We start from the raw sequence: 20,816 nt of genomic DNA, 5'->3' as shown, positions 1-20,816 counted from the left end.
AAGAACCCTCTAGTAACTCTCAGATAATCACCGGGCATGCTGATCTCCTTCCAGAATTTCGGCAAGGACTTCATGGTACGCAGCAATCAGTTCTTTCCGATTCTCTTCAGGCTCATTTGCCATATCCAGACAGCGTATAAACACCTCATCCGGGCTTAGCTCTTCAAGAGATTCCTGATCATGAGAACTCGTGATTGTCTCGGAATTTGGATCAATGAGTTTTACCTTCAGCACCTCGACCACAGATCCATCGGCAATGCGGAAGAATTCATCCCTGACAGATGGTCCGGCTCCGGTATCCTCAAGCAGGATCTCAATCCAGGCAGGTCTGCCGGAAAAGATCAATTGACCAAGTTTATCCCGTATATAATCAGCATCACCATAAATCTGCACCAGATTTCGAATACGGGGGACAATCACTGGTGTCACACACACCGGCGTGTCAGGGCTGATATCAACAATAAGAACCTCCTTATCACGATCAGATTCTCCAAACCCCATCATGAACGGAGAGCCCGAGTATCGACGTGAGGGCTCACCACCTACGATCTGGGGCTGGTGTAGATGACCAAGTGCCAGGTAATCTATGCAGGCAGGAAAAGCAGTATTACTGACCTGTAGAAGATTTCCAACAGCCAGATCACGGACCCCGTCATCGGCAACAGTACATCCTCCTGCCGCAAACAAATGACCGGTCGCCAGGATAGGCAGTTTTTTGCCAAGATGCTCCCGGTACAGCTCTGCAATCCCGCAGACCTGCGTGTAATGATCCCCAATACCTGCTAGAAGCCGAGATCTTTTCTCTTCAATGCTCTCACCAGCTTCTGCTGTCCTGATATCACGATCACGAAGGAAAGGAACTGCACAGACGACAAGATCAGGTTCGTTATCAGTATTCGTGAAGATGAAAACCTCATCTTCTATAGATGACGGTATAGAACCAACAACATGAATATCCAAAGCTGAAAGTAATTCCTGTGGGGCTGTCAGTAGGGTCGGGGAATCATGGTTCCCGGCAGTAACCAGGATATGACGGCAGCATGTTTTTCCAGCCCTGCCTAAAAACCGGTAATAGAGTTCAAGCGCCCGGTTTGATGGAGTTCCCGAATCAAAGATATCTCCAGCAATGATGAGGGATTCAATGTATTCGCGATTAATTATATTAATAAGCCAGTTAAGGAATGTTTCTTCTTCATCGTACCGTTTTTTTCCGGCAAGAGAGGACCCAAGGTGCCAGTCTGAAGTATGGAGGACTCTCATGCTACCGGTTCATTCTGTCTAGAAGAAGGTTTAATTTTAAAAGGATTACCAGGCCTGATCCGAGAATCCTTACCCTTAATGAGACCAAGTTTTCTCATATCTTTAACCAGGCTATCGACGTACTCAGGAGAGAGACCAAACCTGTCCTGTACATAACCCTGGCCATCCTGTGTTGCTATCTCATCTACAAAATGGAGCCTTAAATCCTCAAGAGAAGATTCTCCCGCATCAAAGAGCTGGTCGATAAGTTCCTGGGTGATACGAAGGCGGGACATGCATCGTTCAGTAATACTGATAAGTGACCTCGGAGTAACACCATTCTCGGACAGAAACATAACAAATGCCTCAATATCCTCTAAAAGAAGAATTTCAGGGCCGATAAGTACCACATGATCCATCTCACCCCTGAAATGTCTGATACAGGTAATATGGTACCGGTCGCACACCTCTTTTTCAGGAGGGAATGGATAATCAAATGGGATATACAGGGTAACACTCCCGGGATCGGGTACGGAGATAAGAACAAAACCCTGCTGAGTGATCTCACACAAACGATTTGAGATGAGAGTTCGGACAGTTGCTAATTCTCGAGCAAACTCTTCAGGAGTACAGTCATTTTCGGATTTGGTCTTTAGAAACACACTCTGAAAGATATGTGAGCCGATGATATCACCTGGCTTATGCTCATCCAGAATCTGTGAGACTGCATGTTGTTCGATATGCAAATCCTCAAGTGTATTATTCCAGACTGATGAATCGAACTCTTTTGGATATCTATCGGTATCTTCACCACCAGTCCCATGTTCCTGGTGCTTCTCCTGGCAGGCAGTTAAGAATGCCTTGAGATCCTCATGCCGTCCTGCAAGAATAAGTGCGACGGTCATCCTTGGTTCAGTAGTAATCCTGGCAGGTATCCCCTCTTTTTTAAGGTAACGGACGATCTCTTTTGCCACATCCTCGGATTCCACCGGTATCCGTTCCTCAAGTACCATTTACCATCAATCTGTCTTTTTCATGCATAACTCCTCCGAAAGGAGCCAGAGAAAAAAGTTGAAGAAAAGGACATGTCTTCGCTACTTCACCATGCAGGAATTATGAAGAATCAGGATCTTCAGACTTCATCTGCAAGGCCCATCTGGAAGCAACCTTCGCTGCCCTGGGATATAATTCTGCAATTACAGCTCCCAGGCTGGCGTCCCCCAGAGGAACCGGACATTTTCCAAGCTGATCAAACAGGGCTTTTTTCATACTCTGTTCATCCGGAATGCTGGAAACAGGGCATATATCAGGCAGCGAAGCTCCCATACAGTAATATGAGTCAGAAGATCCTGAGTTTAAAATTGAAACTTCGGGTTTTTCAGATACCTCTGGCTGCACAGAACGTGCTTCCCGCAGCCCGGAGAGGACCTCCTCTTTTGTCTTTCCAAAAAGCAGAAAGAGCAGGAAGGGATCCTTGTCGATGTTTTCCGCAAGAAGGAAATATATTGCCGCTTCATGTTTGCATGGGCTGCCCCGGTCAGGACAGTTACACCCTTTGCTCTTGGGATCCACCTTGGGAAAAAGGGAGAGTCGTTCCTTAGCAAGCCGGCGTTCCATCGCTTCTGGAACCGAACCTGCCATCAGTCGTGCCGCAAACGATGCCTCGTCAGAGATGAGAGCCCGCATCTTCTTCCAGGATTCATCAGAAATCGGGAGAAACCTGATCCGGACCGCATAAATGTACGAACCTGAAACCTTAGCCTCAACAGAGCATGGCGAAGCCTCTATCCACTGCACCTGACCGTTGCGGGCATAGGATTTGCCGGCATTGAGTCTGATGTAGTCGTTGGATTTCAGCATCACTTCAAGGAATTTTCGGCCCCACCAGGTATCTCCAACAGATCCTCGTTGCGAAGAGAGAATTGGAGTCAGGGGAATCGGGGCTGTATGGAGCGGCATTAGTACTCCTCAAACACAGCGTCACGCAGGGTAATCACATCCATCAATTCTTTGGTAGAGAGTGAGGTTAGCCAGTCCTCTCCACTTGAAAGTATCTCGGTAGCAAGACCACGTTTTCCGGCAAGTACATCATCAATCCGTTCTTCGAGTGTACCTGCAGCGACCATGAGATGAACCTGGACATCACGGATCTGACCAATCCTGAACGCCCGGTCAGTTGCCTGATCCTCGACAGCCGGGTTCCACCATCTGTCAACATGAAAGACATGGTTTGCCCGGGTAAGGTTCAGGCCTGTTCCACCTGCTTTGAGTGATATCACGAAAAATCTCGGTCCTTCAGGTTTCATGAAACGTGCAATCATATCCTCTCTTGTGTGACGGCGTGTCCGCCCTGTGAGAAGAAGAACAGGTGAATGGAAATGCTCCTCAATAGCTCCCTGAAGAAGGGTTGCAAATGAGGCAAACTGGGTGAAGATAATCGCTGCATCTCCCTCATCTGACACCTCCTCCAGCATCTCAATCAGACGTCTGACCTTTCCAGACCTGAATGATCCGGTCACCCCGTCATGGGTATACAGAGACGGATGATCTGCAATCTGCTTAAGTTTTGTAAGTGCTGCAAGGATCATACCCCGACGGGCAATACCGGTGAGCTTTTCTGCAGCCTGTTTCACATCGTTTACAATCGCCTGATACAAGGTGACCTGTTCTCTGGTGAGGGTAACAAAGACCCGCGACTCCATCTTTTCCGGAAGATCCCTGATGATATTTTTGTCTGTCTTCAGACGACGAAGCATGAATGGGCGGATCAGACGGCGAAGTTCCTCAGCTTTTTCCTGGCTGCCATCCTTTTCGATAGGTACAGCATACCCGGTCCTGAACTGTTGTGCAGAACCAAGGTACCCGGGATTTAAAAATTGCATGATAGACCAGAGTTCACTCAGCCGGTTCTCAACCGGAGTTCCGGTCAGGGCAATCCGGTGATCTGCCTGGATAAGAAAGATAGACCTGCTCTGTTTTGTCCGGGGATTCTTTACATTCTGGGCTTCATCAAGGATGAGACTGTTCCACCTGATGGCAGTGATAAGATCTGAATCACGGGACGCCAGGGGGTAGGTCGTGATGACAAGATCATGAGCAGAAGCCATATCTGAAAAACCCGACTTCTCCCTCCCGGTTCCATGATGGATATATACAGAGAGAGAAGGGGCAAACCTGTGCAACTCCCGTTCCCAGTTTCCGGCAACCGAGGTTGGACAAACAAGGAGTGAAGGACCTGAACACCCGGCATCTTTGCGGGCAAGGAGGTAAGCAATGGTCTGGGGAGTCTTTCCAAGTCCCATATCATCAGCAAGGCAGACACCAAGTCCTCGTTCTGCCCCGGCAAGAAGGAATGAAAACCCACTCACCTGGTAGGGTCTGAGTACCCCGACAAACGATGAGGGAATCTCCTGCTCATGCAGGGCTGCTCCGCCCTTTGCACTCATAACAAGATCCTGGCTCCAGGAATCATCCCCTATCACTTCGATAAACGATTCTTCATCATCTGCAAGGGCCGTGAGCCTTAACAGGTCAACTGCCGGGAGTGTCTCTCCTGCATATGCATCCTGAAGCCGCCTGAGGTTTTTCTCGAGATCACCTGCCTGACAGACCATCCATCCATCCCCGGTTCTGATGATGGAATTTTTGAGATCAGTTCTTTGAAGGAATTCTTCAGGAGTCAGGATCTCATCGCCAAGAGCAACCTCATAGTCAAACCTGACAACAGTTTCAAGTCCAAAACAGGTAACTGCACTTGGATCTCTACTCACCCTGATCCTGATTACAGGTTTTGATTTTCGCTCTGCCCACCATGATGGGACAATCGTCTCGATACCGATCTCTTTTAGCAACGGTACATCGTGGGTCAGGAACGTCCAGAGGTCAGGAGTACTCAGGGTAAATCCTCCCGGAGCAGGGCTGCTCAGAGAGACGAGAATTGAGTTAGAGACTGCTGAACCCCGACCCAGTTCCTGCAGAAGGGTCTCTTCGAGGATACGCAGGGATGGGAGAGTTTCTGAGAGAATATCACCACCAGACCAAATCTCCGCGGCAGGAATGAGACAGGTCAGATCATCAACGGGTCTCAACTCATAGGTGATCAACCATGATGCACCCTCTCTTTCAGGTTCATGAACCCGGAGTACGAGACCCATCTTTGCAATTATTTTATTATCTGCGGGTTTTTGCATCCAGGAGATGAGTCTCTTGCCATCCCCATGCTCAGCCGGGATCAGAGAGTCAAGTCCGAGAAGTGAACTCTGGCCGGTAAGGCTCAGGTAGAAGATGAGCGGAATTGTCTGCTGAATCATGACTGCCGGTGTCAGATGGAGGTCAACCGGCTGGCGGACCAGTGCTTCATAGATTGTCCTCCTGACGAGCGAAGTGAGAAATGTATAGACTGTTGCCTGGGCCTGATACTCGTGAAGTCCAGGATCATGAACTCCAAACCCGGTTGCAGGTATACAAAATGGAGGGATAGCAGCATGAAATGTCCGGATCATTTCATGCTCATATTCAACGGGATGAAGATCCCAGAGTACATGAAATCCCGATCTGCCGTTCATCCGATATGCAGGAAGATAATGCCCGGATGCAATCAAACTAAGACCTCCTTGAGTCACCGATGCCCAGTACTGTAGTGACTCTGCCATGACACATGAATCATCAGTGAGGTTTTTGATGCCCGATATCACCTGAGGAACGTATTCAAGCGGGAACCTGAGAGCAGGTACCGACCATTCAGAGAAACTAACTGCGCGGGGAACTTCAAGACCTTTATTGAGATAATATTCTGGTGAACAGACCAGGGTTTTCCCCATTTCCCGGGAAGGAAGAGAGAGATTACACACAGTCTCATCAAACCGGGAAGGAAGAATCTTCCAGCGTTCAAGGCAGAGAGATAGATCTACAGAAGAGAGACTAAAGGGATGGAGAGGTGATGCAGGCTTTTCACCTTTCCTTCCCCGCCTGAGGGCAGGGTTCTTCTCCAGGTTTATTGTGGTATCCTCTGCAAAGAGAATGAATTGATCGGGAACAACCGGGGAGTAAAGCCCATGCAGGATGATCATGTGGGCTTATACATCGGAGTTGAAAAGGATGAGTGTTTGGATACCCACCCTCATCGTGTTACTATTAATCTGGGGAATGGAATAGGAGAGCAAATAAAGATCTCACCGCTTTCTGCCCATCATCACTTCTTGGGTGACAACAAGGCCATGCTCAACCAGCCCTTCTATCTCTTCAGCTATACCAAGAATCCGCTCCTTTGAATCAACCACATCAATAACCACCGGCAGATCAAATGAGAAATTTAGCACATCAATGGAATGGATCGTATGTTCATGCCCATATCCTACCATTCCACGAAATACTGTGCACCCGGGAAAACCACGCTCATGAAAAAGTTCTACAAGATGTTTGTATGCCGGTTTTTTTCCGATTCGTGCAGACTCTGCAATATACACACGCAATAGCATTCCTTCAGATAACATCATACACCACCCCCAAGACCGGTAATTACCAGGTATCCAGCGCAGACTCCACCCAGACTTCCCAGGAGATTTATAAGGATATTACCAGTCATGACCAGATAATTCTGCTCTTCAAACATCCTGAATGTCTCAAATGAGAAGGTAGAAAAAGTGGTAAATCCCCCGAGCACACCCACATCAATGAAATAGTAGAGATCTCCGGGTGAACGGGAGAACGCAACCAGTGAGAAGAGTAGACTACCCAGAATGTTTACAAGTGCAGTTCCAAGAGGAATACCCCTTATTGTTGCTATTTTAGAGATCTCAAATCTGCATAACGAGCCAGCCGCACCGCCAAGCCCTACTAGAATCAGGTGATCCATGCAGACCCTCTTGGATTTGTAACCATAACGCGGCCAATAAATACTCCGGTAAGTCCTAACAGAATATTGGCCAGGATATTCAGAATGCCAATAACCGGTCCGGCTGAAAAACTCTGATAAGCAAAAGCCGAAAAGGTAGTGAAAGATCCAATCACGCCAACACCAAAGAAGAGGCGTGATTTCCTGTCAAATGCTCCAAAAAAGATAGAACTATACATCAGGATACTTATGGCGATACATCCGAGAACATTCACAACCAATGTCCCGGAGAGTGAAGGTATCCAGTCATTAATCTGGTATCGCCCGACAGCTCCGCAGAATCCGCCGATACAGACCAGTGCTTCATCAGAAAGTGAAATGTTCATATCATACACCGGCTGAGTGAGCCTGAAAGGTGATTATGCCTTCAGTACTGAGGCGAGTGACATATATATAAAGGTCATCTGGTGCCTGTAACAAAAAAAGTTTGATCGGTCTGATTGAGATTTATGACTGCTTCAATCTTGAAATCTATGAAACCGGAGATAACTTGCCAAATACAGTTGTAGTGACACCTGCTTTTACCAGGGCATCCTGGGACCAGTTAGCATACCCGGCCTTAGACAGGGTGACAGTATGTTCACCTGAGGAAATTCCAGTTATTGTCTTGGAGGTAACTGATCCAGTGCTGACACCATCAATAGAGATGGATGCTCCGGACGGATTCGAATATATGAATATCGATCCGTTTGTTCCTCCCGGAATTAGGCTTGCAGAGATCGAGGTAGTCATATGCGAGTTGACCATCACTGTCTTTGACCAGTCTTTATACCCATCTTTCTTCAAAAGTACAGTGTGCCATCCAGATGAGAGACCAGAGACAGTATATGGACTCTGATACCCGGTATCAGTATTATCAACAAAGATCCCGGCTCCTGAAGGGTTTGAAGTTATAGAAATACTACCTCCGGTCTGGGTGAGGATAGCATACACCGGGAAACTCTGTCCACCTCTAACCGTAACAATTGAGGTGTAATCGGCATATCCGCTCAATACAAGTTTGAGTTCATGATTTCCCGTGCTCAGTGAATCAATATTTGCCTTGGTAACCCGACCCATATCAGTTCCATCAACCCAGATGGATGCCCCGGTTGGTTTTGAGGAAACAGTAAGGGATCCTGCCTGAGTTAAAACAGCTGCAACAGAACTCGTTTCATTGGATTTGATTGTAATATTCTGATAATAATCCACGTACCCACTCTTTATGAGTTTCAATGAATGATTGCCTGCAGAGATTTTGTTTATGGTAACAGGCGTATTATGTCCGGTACTCGTCTCATCGAGCCAGACTGCAGCCTTTGAAGGACTCGAAGAGATGGAAAGGTTACCGGTTTCAGGAACAGGGGTTGGAGTTACCGTAACAGTTGGCGTGGGTGTTACAGTAGTAGTAGGGGTTGGTGATACTGTTGGTGTGGGAGTTTTTGTGGCTGTTGGGGTGGGAGTGGGGGAAACTGGCTTCATATGGAATACACTTACAGCAAAATGTTGCATACCAGAGTATTTTCCTCCCCATGTCATGGTATGACTGGAATAATCCCAGGTATCATGAACAATTATCTGATCGGTTCCTGTATACCCTACACCAATCATAGTATGACCCTCTACCTGGATCAGAACAGGATATCCGGAATCAATTTCTGATTTGTACTGGCTGTAGGTGAATCCTTTTGTATTTCCTTTGTATCCGAAGATATATTGGTTGTAATTGGTTGCGACCGAGTAACCCCTTGACTCAGCAAAGAGTCTCATTCCATGCGTTCCATCACGATATTTATCACTCTCTGATCCTGAATAGTCGTAGAGAGGAGAGCCATTAGTGTAATAGAAGAATACCGTACTTCCATCAGTATTCAGCCAGTTCTGATACTGGTTTGTGCCCATATAATCCCCGACACAATTCTTTGCACTATGTTCAGCCCATGAACCATAGTATGGATCAACTGCAGAGTCATATGCCGAGTAGTAGTCATCAACATGACCCTTAATGGTCAGATTATCGATCCCTTTATGCGATGCGCTTAAAGGACACTCCCCATATCCTTCAGAGGAATTTCCCCAGACTTTGTTTGTAAGAGGGAAGACTCCACCATCTGTGGAACCTACATAGAGGTTTGGATACCCATTGCGATCAAAATATCCAAAATACATTGAAGCAGAAGTTGCTGAACACCCATATGACCATCGAAGTGCCGGGACTTCGCCAGTTTTTAATACAGTTATCGAGGGATCAGAAGCGTTCACTGCATTCATATCTTTAACCCACCCGGATGGTGGCAAACCAGGACCTGTTATGTATTGATCAATAAGATTCCCGTTATCAGAAATCTGACCTATGAAATAACTTTGGTTTTCTGCAGAAACTGTACATACACCGGTACTAAATAGAACCAGACTAATCAAAATTATGGCTGACAACCAGGAAAGAAAAGGGAAGTGATTATTCATTGAAATTGTATTGTTTAACGAAATATAAATATTTAGGCAATTGTCATCATGAGTTACCCGATATTCGCCTATCCTTCATCAGAAAGCCTGTGAAACCCACTGCTCAAATTATTTTCGTAGAATTGTCACTTTGGTTAGGAAGATTGGCATCCTTTTCCCACCCAGGAGGTGGAAGACCGGGACCCGTCACCCGCTTATCGATTGTGTTATTGTCCAACAGGGTTTCACTCGATGTATTGTTTACATAAAGACCATCAGATTCCTGAAACGTGTTGTTTGAAGCATTCATAGTATTGAGCCATGAAACCTGGGATGAGTGATTTGTGGCATTCTCAATTAAACCGACAACTTCATTTCCGTTTGTGATACCTATGCTTGCTATCACGAGGATACTGATACACACCAGAAAGTAGCGGATTGAATCCATCACAAATTCATTAGTCGCAGATAATATGAATGTAATGTAAACAAAAGTCCAGAGAATAGTTACTCATCATTTGAGATTACCTGCCTGAACATCATATGGGGAACCAAAATCTCAAACCGTGCACCAGACCCGGGTTTTCCTATCTCCCGTATAGAAAGCCCGGTGATAGCCAGTATCTCACGTGAAAGAAAGAGACCCATCCCCTTTTGTTCACCATACCACTGTTCAAAGATCTTCTCTTTCAGATCAGTCTCAATTCCTACCCCGTTATCTTCAAATACCAAGATGCACCCTTCAGGACTGATCTCATAACTCAGTCTGACAGTAGTTGCAGAATGGGCGTACTTCACCACATTCTCAGCGAGGATGTAAAAAACCATCTCTAGGAGAGGATCAGTATAAATTTCAAGACCGTTCACCTGAATCTCACGATTGTATTGTAAAAAATCAAGGTGAGAGATAGCATAGAGAAATGTTTGGGATACATCATGCCAGACAGGGGGTTTGATGCCCATGTCCTGATACATCTTCGCAAAGTTCAGAGACCGGAGGATCTTATCAACTGCCTTTCGTTCATTCTCCAGATAATATGCCTGCTTTGAATCAGTAACCAGTTCTTGATGCAGATCCAGAAAACCAGTCAGGGAAAAGACATAGTTTTGAATATCGCTAAAAGCAACATGGTTCAGCAGGTTTAATTTCTTTCGTGCATAATGGAGCGAATTTTCAACATTCTTCCGTTCTGTGATATCACGTGCTGAAGCAAATATTCGATTGCCGGAAGGGATGGAAGACCATTCTAGCCATCGGTATGATCCATCCCGGTGCCTGTAACGGTTAACAAAGCTGGTTATCCTTCCTGAAACAGCTCTTTTTCCCATTTCAAGAGTTTGCTCCAGATCATCAGGATGAACAAAATCAAGATATTTATGAGAGAGGATATCCTGAAGTGGGTATCCGAGATCAGATTCCCATGCAGGGTTTAGCCTGATAAACTTTCCATCCCTTGTAAGAATACAGAGCAGATCAAGAGTCAGGGAAAAGAATTGATCGAGTTCATCAGTCCGCTCTCTGACCATCTCTTCAAGATTCTTATGATACCGTTTCAGTTCCTCTTCATTCTTCTTTCGCTCCTGAATCTGTTCTTCTAGCAGAACATTTTGTGCTTGCATCTGCTTCTGAAGCCGGTAAAGGGATAAATGAGTGTGGATCCGGGCCAGAATTTCTTCAGACTGAAACGGTTTTGTTATAAAATCCACACCCCCAGCATCGAACCCTTTTACTCTATCAGCAGGCTCTTCAAGTGAACTGATAAAAATAACCGGAATCGAAACCGTATTTGGGTTTCCCTTCAGTTGTCTGCAGACCTCATACCCGTCAAGATCAGGCATAATCACATCAAGAAGGATGAGATCAGGAATCTCAACATCAACAGATCGAAGAGCGAGTCTGCCACTTGGAGCCGGCCGAACAAGATATCCTGGTTTTGACAGGATATCAGTCAGGAGTTTCAGGCTGCCCGGGGAGTCATCAACAACCAGGATCTGGGCTGGATCTCCAGGTTCAGACTGATTCATTTTCTCTCTCCAGTTTTTCTGCTTCATCAAGCCATTGGATAAGCCGGTCAAAATCAAGATGATCAGCAAGACCCGTTATGATCCTGCCAACATCAGGAAACTTATCTTTTATCTGTCTAGCTACCATGGCGATCTCGACACGATCAAGTTTTATTACTGCATTTGAAAGTGCTGAACGCAATGAAGGAGGAATCTCAAGAAGGTTTTCAGCATTGAGCTGTGCTCCAACTCCCGGGATCTGATCAGAACTCTCAGGGAAGAGATCATATTCAACCCCGAGATGGGTTGACATTATCTCAAATATTTCCTCTTCAAGAAAGGGTTTACTGACAAAATCATCAAATCCGGCCTCCAGGATCTTCTTCCGATCTTCTTCAAAGACGGAGGCAGTCAGCGCAACAATGACCAGATTTTTGCCCTCAGGAAGCAACCGGATCTGCCTGGTTGCCTCAAGTCCATCCATTTCAGGCATTCGGATATCCATCCAGATAAAATCAGGACGCCACTTCTCTGTTTCACATATGGCTTGCCTTCCATTTATTGCAGTCCGGACAGTAAAACCAGTCTGTTTAAGCAGTGTCTCAAGAAAAGTCCGGTTTTCTTCATTGTCCTCAACGATCAAAACTTTTGGAGACAGAGCATCGGACTTGAGTCTGAGCACGATGCCAGGTTTCTCCTGGTCATCGGGAGCAGGAGCTTGAGCAATCCTGACAGGTAAAGAAAAGGAAAAGATACTTCCTTTATCCGGATGGCTGACAACAGAAATATCTCCACCCATGAGCCTGATATATTCCCTGCTGATGGCCAGGCCCAAACCAGTTCCACTCTTTGACATTTTCCCGCTTGTGGTCTGCTCAAAATACCTGAACAGGAGTTCATGCTCATCCTCCGAAATTCCTATTCCGGTATCCTCAATAGCGATGTTGAGCATTGCAGCAGTATCTTCTTTTTTATTAACTTCAAGTCTGAGAAGGACACCACCATGTTCTGTAAATTTCACTGCATTACCAAGGAGGTTTATCAGAACCTGCCTGATTTTACTTTCATCAGAATGGACGTACCGGGGTATGGTATCTAAACCAATAACCTGAAGATACAGGCCTTTTGAATTAGTTCTGACCCTGAACATGTTCTCCATGTCCCTGACAAGTTCATGAAGATCAAACGAGGTTTCTTCCAGAGTAACACGCCGTGCCTCTATCTTTGATATTTCAAGCACCTCATCGATCAATGCAAGCAGATGGGTTCCACTCCGATTGATGATCTGAATGTACTCCCGCTGTTCTGGGGTGAGTGAAGAATCCCGTTGCATGAGCTGGGAAAACCCTAGAATTGCGTTCATCGGAGTTCTGAGCTCATGACTCATATTGGCAAGAAACTCACTCTTCGCCCTGTTTGCAGCCTCTGCCCTCTCCTTTGCCACTGCCAGTTCAGCGGTTCTCTCAATTACTTTCTGTTCAAGTGAGTCGTGGGCTTCCTTTAAAAGACGTTCAGCATCCTGGATTTTCTTTTGAGTCAGCCCCATCTCTCCGAGCATCTCTGTTACTTTTCGAAGAAATGCAAGATTCTGATTCACCTGATCAGCTGTCAGAATTGGAACATCCTGAACTGCCTTCAGGTAATCTTCCTCTTGAAAACCGAATTCCCGCGCCTGTTCCCGGAAAAACTCCATATCAGGGGGCTCTAAGAAAAACTGTCCGATAAAGATATTGGCTAGGTGTTTACCATCAATGATAATTGGGGTTGCAACGTCCACGAGCCCGTTGTTACATTTGTACATATAGGAAGGATTTGCCTCTTCCATGTGCCCGAGAATCTTTATGTCACTCTCCAGGCATCGTTTCAGGGTCGTTGGATGAACACGGTGAAACTTGGTGCAGAGATCCACCCAGCCATTTCCTGTGAGAATAACCGAGTTGTTGTCTATGACGCCTGTTGCAAATCTGCTGATTGAGTAGAGAAGATCCATCAAGCCCTGAAGTTCGTCAATGTTGATCAGATCACTGAGTTGATAGTCCATTTGATAAAACCGGGTCCTTACTTTCCTGCTAACCGTTTGACCGGGATTAATTCATATCCACAGATGGCAGGATATGAGTCAATGAAGAGAAAGAGGAGCATCCTGCTATTTAAGGTATTGTAAATATGTCAGAATAAACGAAGAGAGGGTGTTCAAGCCTCATCTTCCGGTCACAAAGATTCTGATTACCCACGATTTTGGGAAATAGGGGAAGAAGGAGTTGCAGTAAGCCAGGGCCTCACTGCATCTTTGTCAGGATACCAGTGAGGAACAAACCAGAGTGAATAAAACCGAGCTGCAGGGAATCGATAATATCCATCCTGATTGTGGTCAGTAACATCATACGGATCTGCAAAGATGATCACATCATCAACAACTGTATCAGTCCCCATAGTGTCATACCCAGTGACCACCATCCAGTGTCCTCCCCAGTCAGCCCAGGCTACAAGTGTTGGCACACCCACTTTGAGATTATTCTGAAGCATGGCAAGATCACCATCACCATCAGTTGTACTGGAATGGACTGTCCATCCCCGGTCAGTAAATAATTTTGCCATCTGGACAACATTGGCCCCGTACACTGGGACAGTCCCCATCTCTTCAGCCATGCTCATCTCATCACCGGTACTGCCGTAATAGAGGAGATTATCTAAAGCAGCTGCTGAGCCACATGTAATCTCGGTAGATTGCTGCACTGAAGGTACCTTAATTAACGTAAGATTCTCATCAGATGATTCATTGATTGAAAACGGAGTATACCATTCTGAATCAGGATGATCGCCAAGTCCTTTGTATGCAGCTGCCCCACCCATAAGATCACTGATATTCAGAGAATACGCCTGAACTGTTGCCACACCAGCACCTAATAAAATGAGAAAGAGAAGAGCCCGGGTTTTTAGCATGTATTTACCATTGATCACCTGGCAGATAATCATACAGGTACCTGGATAAGAACCATTAAGGTATCATACAGAGGTGTCTAAGTTCATGCTGATCCGTACTGCTCAACATATTTTGCATGCTCAAGAGACGATAGAAGGGGCAGGAGTCAGACTTCACCGGGCCTTTGGATATCACCAGATTCCCATGTTTGATCCCTTCCTGATGCTCGATGATTTCAGAGGTGATAACCCTGATGACTATATCAGAGGGTTTCCCTGGCATCCTCACCGGGGGATTGAAACCGTCACGTACATGCTTGAAGGAAAAGTTGAACACGGTGACAGTATGGGCAATTCCGGAACAATAGGAGCAGGTGCAGTCCAATGGATGACAGCTGGGTCTGGTATTATTCATCAGGAGATGCCAAAACCCGTAAACGGGAAGATGGGAGGATTTCAACTCTGGGTAAACCTCCCCAGGTCAGAGAAACTCATACATCCCAGGTACCAGGAGATAGTAGCAGAGGATATTCCGGCAATATCACCTGAACGGGGAGTTTCTATAAAGGTAATAGCAGGATCATATGGTGGAATAAAGGGACCAGTAAAGGATATTGTTGCAGATCCCGATTATCTTGATATCTCACTCGAAGAAGGGAGAACATTCCTGCACCAGGTTCCCCGTGGTTACACTGTTTTCTGTTACATGTTTGCGGGAACAGGAACCTGTGGACAAGGTGGACAGGTACTTAAAAACAGGGATCTGGTCCTGTTTGGCGATGGTGATCACGTACAGTTCAAGGCAGTAAACGGACCATGCCGCCTGCTCCTTCTCTCTGGAAAACCTATAAAAGAACCAATTGCATGGGGAGGTCCGATTGTGATGAACACACAGGAGGAACTACAGCAGGCATTCAGAGAGTACGAAGAAGGTACATTTATAAAAACATAAGGTGTCCATTAAGGCTGGGCATGAACTGAGTTTGAATTTTCATGTAAACCACCAGACATCATTATTAATCATCCTGCCGACCTCCTGTTCATGTCTGTGTCAGAGTTCATTCCTATCATTTTTATCGTCATCACCATAATCGGTGCTCTCGCTCAGATATTAAGGGAATGGCCACGATCTGATAATGCCCGGAGAGCAGAAATTTTTTTGAACTGGGCTTTTTTGTTAATTATTGGTATCGGAGGAATCTGGGCATTTATCGGTCATACCCTCTTTGCAGACCTCGTGGCAGAGAGTATCGGATGGCCAGTCGGAAACCCATTCCAGCAGGAGGTTGCCCTTGCCAACCTGGCTATAGGAGTACTTGGAATCCTCGCTCTTTTAATCCCGGGAACATTCAGGATAGCACCCCTGATAGCATATGCCATATTCATGATGGGAGCAGGGATAGGCCATATCTGGCAGATCATATCAAATCAGAACCTCTCGGAAAACAACGCAGGCCTGGTACTCTGGCTTGACCTTTGCATGCCGATGATTCTCATTGGTCTTTATCTGCTCTCCGAATGGTTGCAAAAACACAAGACACAGCCCTCTTTGCGCAGATGACGAGAAGACAGAACCCGGGACCACATCCGGATGCCAGAAAGGTCAGGCAAATATTATCTGGACAAACCAGACTGGCATAATTTTTACCCGGAGACATTGACTCTTATTACTGCTCCAAATACCATACCGGGAACGAAAATCCCCTATGACCACAAAATTCCACTCACTCACCCAATTCTCCCTTCCCATTCTTACTGACCTCATCTTCTTCCTCGGCCCCTGTATCATGCTTGCCGTTTCTATCAGCGGCAGAGGATTTCCTGAGGCAGTAAATGCTGGCACCCTTACAGGTTTTTCATTTCTCTGGCTTGCTATCCTGGTTCTTATCTATAAGTATGTCCTTGTCGAGGGACTGGCCAGGTACACACTTGCCAAGGGTGAACACATCTTTGATGGTATGCATGGCTTTCCCGGTCCTGAAAACTGGGAAGTCTTCTTCATGGTCCTTATCTACGTGCTCGAGATGATCGGATACGGCGGTCTTGCCCTCTTCTCGGCACAGTTTCTTCAGGAACTCATACCGATTAGTTGTTCTAGAGAGATACTCGCCACAATAACCCTGTTTATTATCCTGCCACTCTTAATCAAAAAGAACTTCACACTTTTTGAAAAACTGGTCTTCTTCTTTGCAGCAGTGATGATCGGCGGGGTCATCTATACATTCCTCGGAATCACCATCCCATTCGAGGCCATGGCTGCCGGGCTCATCCCATCAGCTTCCCGTGGGCAGGTAACCGAGATCATCCCGATTATGGGTGCGGTTGGTTCGGGTCTGAACCTTCTCATCTTCTCAATATGGCTCAGGGAAAAGATCGGTCTTCGCCACGGTGCTTCATTTTATGCAGAACAGATACGAAATGTCAGGATTACCCAGGGAATTGCATTTCTCATCACTGGACTAATGACCCTTGCGTTCTTCACAATGGGGTATTACACAAAAGGAGGAGAAGATCTCTTTGCTGGTGCGGTTGCCGGACTCAACACACTTCCGCACGGGGCAGTGATATTCTTCTTTACCGGGTATGTCATCCTCTTTGGTGTGCTCATAACCGGGGCAGACGGACGGGCACGTGCAGTCGCTTCAATCCTCTGTTCAACAGGTGTTTCGGGATGGAATGAAAAACTAACCTATCAGATTATCATCACCGGGTTCATTGGACTTATGCTCTTCATCGTCTGGTCAGGTAATCCCAAAACTCTTATCAGTTACACTTCTGCGTTTGGTGCATTCATGTTTGCATTCACCGGGATCATGTTGCTTTACCTCGATGCCCATCTTCCCCGGTATGCACGTGGATCACGCCTCTGGTTTGTTATCATGACGGCAGGCACTTTTGCCTACCTGCTCATGGCCCTCTTTAGAGAAGAGGTTTTTTATGATGTCGGCCTTCCACTTGTGCAAAACCTGCTCGGACTTCTCATACTCCTCTACCTTGTCATCAGGTCAGGAGTAATTACCCCGGTACTTGACCATAAACCCGGGAGGGGAGATCTCCTGCTTTTCATATGCATATTCTCTATCCTTGGGATATACGGAACCAGGTCAAGTATCTTGATTGACACTCTCCCGATCAGTTTTGGCACCCTTATCCCCATCATTGCAGCTTTCCTTGGCGGTCCAGTCGCAGGAATAATTGTAGGAGCAGTTTCAGGAATCGGAGGGTATGGTTCCCCTGGTTTTGAAACACTTCCCTGGTACGCTGAAATTATCCCTCCACTCGTTGCCGGATGTCTTGCTGGTGTAATATCCAGGTACAGGGATGCATTTGCATCTCGCAGGACACTTATTCTTGGATTAATCACTGTATTTACAGGACTTATTCAGGTTATTCTACTCTGGGCTGTTAAACCGGCTGTAGTCGGAGATGCTATAGAAGAACTCCACCAGATAACTATCCCGACACTAGGAACATTGCTGATTGGTCTTGTAATCGTGTTTTACCTGATCGAAGAAGAGAAGAAGACCAGGAGAACAAAAACGCATTCAGAGCCTGGTTCACTTCCTCTCCCGGCTGGCATCAGGCAATCTTTGTCTCAGTTCTTGGGATCAACACCAATCCTGAAACAGGTGGTAGTAATCCTGATCATCGGGTTTGCCCTGATCAGTGTGTTCTTAACTGGCCGGATGAGTGAGACAGGCGTTCCTCTCCTGAACAGGATTGCAGTTCTTGGTGCCATCATTTTTCTTCTCACAAGGTCTCGAACATTTCAGGATATCCTCATCAGTGCGACTACCATGACCGAACGGGTCTGGTTGACTGTCATCTTCGGTCTCTTCTCTGCATATGGGTACATGGAATTCAAATCCCGGTGGGGAATCGCAATCCAGTTCCCAGATCTTGGTCCTGCTATCGCAGGTATCCTGGGCGGTCCCATCATCGGAGCAGCTGCAGGAGTCCTGGGTGGTGGATATGCACTCGTTACAGGTGGGCCAGATATGGCTGCCAGTGCTCTGATCACCATCCTTTCAGGTGTGGTCGCTGGTCTTTTTGCTCTTTTATGGCGTCGGAATCTTACATACCAGCGGGTTATCTTTATCGGATTTCTTATCGGTTCACTTAGGTTTCTTCTCCTCTATACAACCGGTGAGGTATATGATGGAAAAGTTCTGGCAACATTTCTTCTCAATGTTCTGCTTCCAATCTTCGGACTGATACTCTTTCAGTTTATCATCAGGGAAGAGACAGTATCATTCCTCACAATTAATCGAACAGGAAATGCTGCAGAGGATCGTATTCAGGAAAAGAAACTCGCCATCCTTTCGAGTGAGACGATGGAACGCTTGAGTAACCTGTTCACCATTATATCGGGCAGACTCCTCTCACTTGAGTTTATCATGAGCCAGATCGGTGAAGAAGAGATTGCCCGAAAGGTTCGAACTCTTATCAGCACCGATCTCATAGATGATCTCCTCGAAGACTTTAGCCAGTTCTCAAATCTTCACAAGGAAGGGACCCGTGATGATCTTGAACTTGCACTCAAGGCAGGGCAGATAACAAAAAAATTAGACCGGATGATCAAAAAGGAAGGACTGGACCGTATTATCCATCCATCACTGATAAGACGTGCTGACCGGCTGTACCAGGATTATCTCTCTCTGCTTGAAGGAGAGGAACCGGTCCCAAGAGAAGACCATGTTGAACTATCAGGTTTTATCAGGTCCATTCTTGACAATCTGACGCGTCAACAGGTCACTGACGAAGAGTTTCTTGAAGCCAGCGATGATCCAGAACAGTACATCAGACTTCTCGTAACCCGTCTTGCCCATATTCCCATATTTGAAACTGTTTCAATCTCGTTTGATCAAGGTGAAAACATACCAAAAGTTTGCATAGCCAGGGATCGATTCGAGGACTTTATCATATCTCTTCTTGAACACCTTGGAGTAGCAGGAGCAGAGAGTATCAGACTATCATGTCTAAAGCAAGAGACAGATATCCTGCTCACACTTGACTGCCGGGGATCAGGGCCGGGATGGCCACCAGCCCAGGAAAGTCTGGTATCCTTCTTTGAAGAGTGCCGAATCAGTGGAGGAAAAATCAGCCAGACCCATAACGAGAGTAATCTTCTGATCCACATCAGTCTGACACCCTGGCAGGGCTGATTCAGACACTGACCAATCTACCAGATCTAGAATATCACTATATAGGTGATTAACAGAACTGGATATCCATGGGAGTGAAGATGCAGCGGATTGCCGTTGTTACATCAGGAGGCGACGCTCCCGGGATGAATGCCTGTATCAGGGCAGTATACCGGGCAGGTGTTTATGCAGGTGTGGAAATATACGGAATCCGACGTGGATACACCGGCATGATCGACGGTGATATCTACAAGATTCAGCGTCATGACGTGGGAAATATCATTCACCAGGGAGGAACAATTCTCGGAACCTCCAGAAGCGAAGAGTTTAAGACACCTGAAGGTAGGCAGAAAGCTGCAGATCAACTATTTGAGAAAGGGATCGACGGTCTGATACTGATCGGTGGTGATGGATCATTCAAAGGAGGTAATTATCTCTCTGAGGAGACAGGGATCCCGATCATCGCAATTCCCGGAACCATCGATAACGATATTGCAGGAACTGACTTTTCTATCGGTTTTGACACTGCTGTTAATATTGCGCTTGAATCAATCGACAGGATTCGTGACACCGCAATCTCCCACGGTCGTCTCTTCTTTGTCGAGGTGATGGGACACACAAGCAGTTTCATTGCTCTTGAGGCAGGTATTGCAGGGGGAGCTGCATATCTGGTTCTTCATAACGGTCATCAGGAGGTTGAGGCACTCTGCTCACATCTCGAATCACTCTTCACAAAAGGAAAACACCATGCCATCGTTGTGGTTGCAGAAGGAGACCACCCCGGATGTAGTTTCAGTATCGCTAAGCAGGTGTCATCTAGGATTAAGATGGAATCGAGGGTCTGTGTTCTCGGTCACACTCAACGAGGTGGGAGCCCAACATCTCGTGATAGGGTGCTTGCTGCAAAGCTCGGTGTATCTGCAGTAAATGCCCTTCTGAATGGTCAGGGAGGCGTGATGGTGGGTGAGATAAAGAGAGAAATTGTGTTCCAGCCGTTCAGCGATGTAATCGGAAAACAACAAAAAACAGATCCACGAATGGATGCTCTCTCCCGGATTCTCACGGGGTTCTAATTTCTCTTATTTTTTTATTTCCCGGACCACCACCAGAATCCCATTACGAAGGAAATATCCGGTTTTTTCAGAAATATTATCCTGATAAATACATCAGGATGAACCTGGAAATTTAAG

Annotated in this window: 16 protein-coding genes; 4 read left to right on the top strand and 12 right to left on the bottom strand. The window is 46.3% G+C overall.

The features are described from left to right. Positions 1-27 precede the first annotated feature (27 nt). The 12 genes from DK846_RS12390 to DK846_RS12335 all read right to left on the bottom strand — a co-directional run bounded on the left by DK846_RS12390 (position 28) and on the right by DK846_RS12335 (position 14,536). Positions 28-1,260 carry an exonuclease SbcCD subunit D C-terminal domain-containing protein gene (locus tag DK846_RS12390; RefSeq protein ID WP_109969262.1) on the bottom strand — a complete coding sequence of 411 codons (1,233 nt, stop codon included), beginning with the start codon at positions 1,258-1,260 and terminating at the stop codon, positions 28-30. Next, positions 1,257-2,252, bottom strand: a complete 996-nt coding sequence (locus tag DK846_RS12385) for a hypothetical protein (RefSeq protein ID WP_109969261.1) — start codon at positions 2,250-2,252, stop codon at positions 1,257-1,259. The genes DK846_RS12390 and DK846_RS12385 overlap by 4 nt, the downstream gene beginning before the upstream one ends. 100 nt (positions 2,253-2,352) lie before the next feature. Continuing rightward, positions 2,353-3,198 carry an SWIM zinc finger family protein gene (locus tag DK846_RS12380; protein ID WP_109969260.1) on the bottom strand — a complete coding sequence of 282 codons (846 nt, stop codon included), beginning with the start codon at positions 3,196-3,198 and terminating at the stop codon, positions 2,353-2,355. Further along, on the bottom strand, positions 3,198-6,308 hold the full coding sequence (locus tag DK846_RS12375) for a DEAD/DEAH box helicase (RefSeq protein ID WP_109969259.1): 3,111 nt from the start codon (positions 6,306-6,308) through the stop codon (positions 3,198-3,200). Before DK846_RS12375 ends, DK846_RS12380 begins: the two co-directional genes overlap by 1 nt. 102 nt (positions 6,309-6,410) lie before the next feature. Beyond that, on the bottom strand, positions 6,411-6,734 hold the full coding sequence (locus tag DK846_RS12370) for a DUF190 domain-containing protein (protein WP_245926542.1): 324 nt from the start codon (positions 6,732-6,734) through the stop codon (positions 6,411-6,413). After that, the gene (locus DK846_RS12365) at positions 6,731-7,093 is read right to left on the bottom strand and encodes a fluoride efflux transporter FluC (protein ID WP_109969258.1); all 363 of its coding nucleotides are present in this window, start codon (positions 7,091-7,093) and stop codon (positions 6,731-6,733) included. Before DK846_RS12365 ends, DK846_RS12370 begins: the two co-directional genes overlap by 4 nt. Further along, a complete protein-coding gene (crcB, locus tag DK846_RS12360) occupies positions 7,081-7,458 on the bottom strand; it encodes a fluoride efflux transporter CrcB (protein ID WP_109969257.1) in 378 nt (125 codons plus the stop codon). Before crcB ends, DK846_RS12365 begins: the two co-directional genes overlap by 13 nt. A gap of 145 nt (positions 7,459-7,603) precedes the next feature. After that, positions 7,604-9,382 (bottom strand): PEGA domain-containing protein, encoded by a 1,779-nt coding sequence (locus DK846_RS12355; RefSeq protein ID WP_181391762.1) that lies wholly within the window; start codon positions 9,380-9,382, stop codon positions 7,604-7,606. A 298-nt stretch (positions 9,383-9,680) separates the two neighbouring features. Next, positions 9,681-10,004, bottom strand: coding sequence for a hypothetical protein (locus tag DK846_RS12350; protein WP_109969255.1), 324 nt, complete (start codon positions 10,002-10,004; stop codon positions 9,681-9,683). Positions 10,005-10,063: 59 nt separating this feature from the next. Beyond that, positions 10,064-11,581 carry a response regulator gene (locus DK846_RS12345; RefSeq protein WP_181391761.1) on the bottom strand — a complete coding sequence of 506 codons (1,518 nt, stop codon included), beginning with the start codon at positions 11,579-11,581 and terminating at the stop codon, positions 10,064-10,066. Further along, on the bottom strand, positions 11,568-13,601 hold the full coding sequence (locus tag DK846_RS12340; RefSeq protein ID WP_109969253.1) for a PocR ligand-binding domain-containing protein: 2,034 nt from the start codon (positions 13,599-13,601) through the stop codon (positions 11,568-11,570). The genes DK846_RS12345 and DK846_RS12340 overlap by 14 nt, the downstream gene beginning before the upstream one ends. A 185-nt stretch (positions 13,602-13,786) precedes the next feature. Beyond that, positions 13,787-14,536 (bottom strand): C39 family peptidase, encoded by a 750-nt coding sequence (locus DK846_RS12335; protein WP_109969252.1) that lies wholly within the window; start codon positions 14,534-14,536, stop codon positions 13,787-13,789. Positions 14,537-14,588: 52 nt separating this feature from the next. On the opposite strand from DK846_RS12335, the gene DK846_RS12330 reads away from it, so the two are divergent. From DK846_RS12330 to pfkA, 4 genes are all read left to right on the top strand, one after another. Next, complete coding sequence (locus DK846_RS12330; protein ID WP_109969251.1) at positions 14,589-15,434, top strand: pirin family protein; 846 nt, start codon at positions 14,589-14,591, stop codon at positions 15,432-15,434. Between the two features lie 90 nt (positions 15,435-15,524). Further along, positions 15,525-16,043 (top strand): DUF6790 family protein, encoded by a 519-nt coding sequence (locus DK846_RS12325; RefSeq protein ID WP_109969250.1) that lies wholly within the window; start codon positions 15,525-15,527, stop codon positions 16,041-16,043. A 145-nt stretch (positions 16,044-16,188) separates the two neighbouring features. Further along, positions 16,189-19,647, top strand: a complete 3,459-nt coding sequence (locus tag DK846_RS12320; RefSeq protein WP_109969249.1) for a LytS/YhcK type 5TM receptor domain-containing protein — start codon at positions 16,189-16,191, stop codon at positions 19,645-19,647. 80 nt (positions 19,648-19,727) lie between these two features. Continuing rightward, entirely contained in the window at positions 19,728-20,699 is a 972-nt protein-coding gene (pfkA, locus tag DK846_RS12315; protein WP_109969352.1) for a 6-phosphofructokinase, read from the top strand. The last annotated feature ends 117 nt before the right edge of the window (positions 20,700-20,816 follow it).

The organism is Methanospirillum lacunae (genome assembly GCF_003173355.1).
GTDB classification, from domain to species: Archaea; Halobacteriota; Methanomicrobia; order Methanomicrobiales; family Methanospirillaceae; genus Methanospirillum; species Methanospirillum lacunae.
Note: the sequence above shows the minus strand (reverse complement) of the source record. Positions and strands in the feature narration are given on the sequence as shown.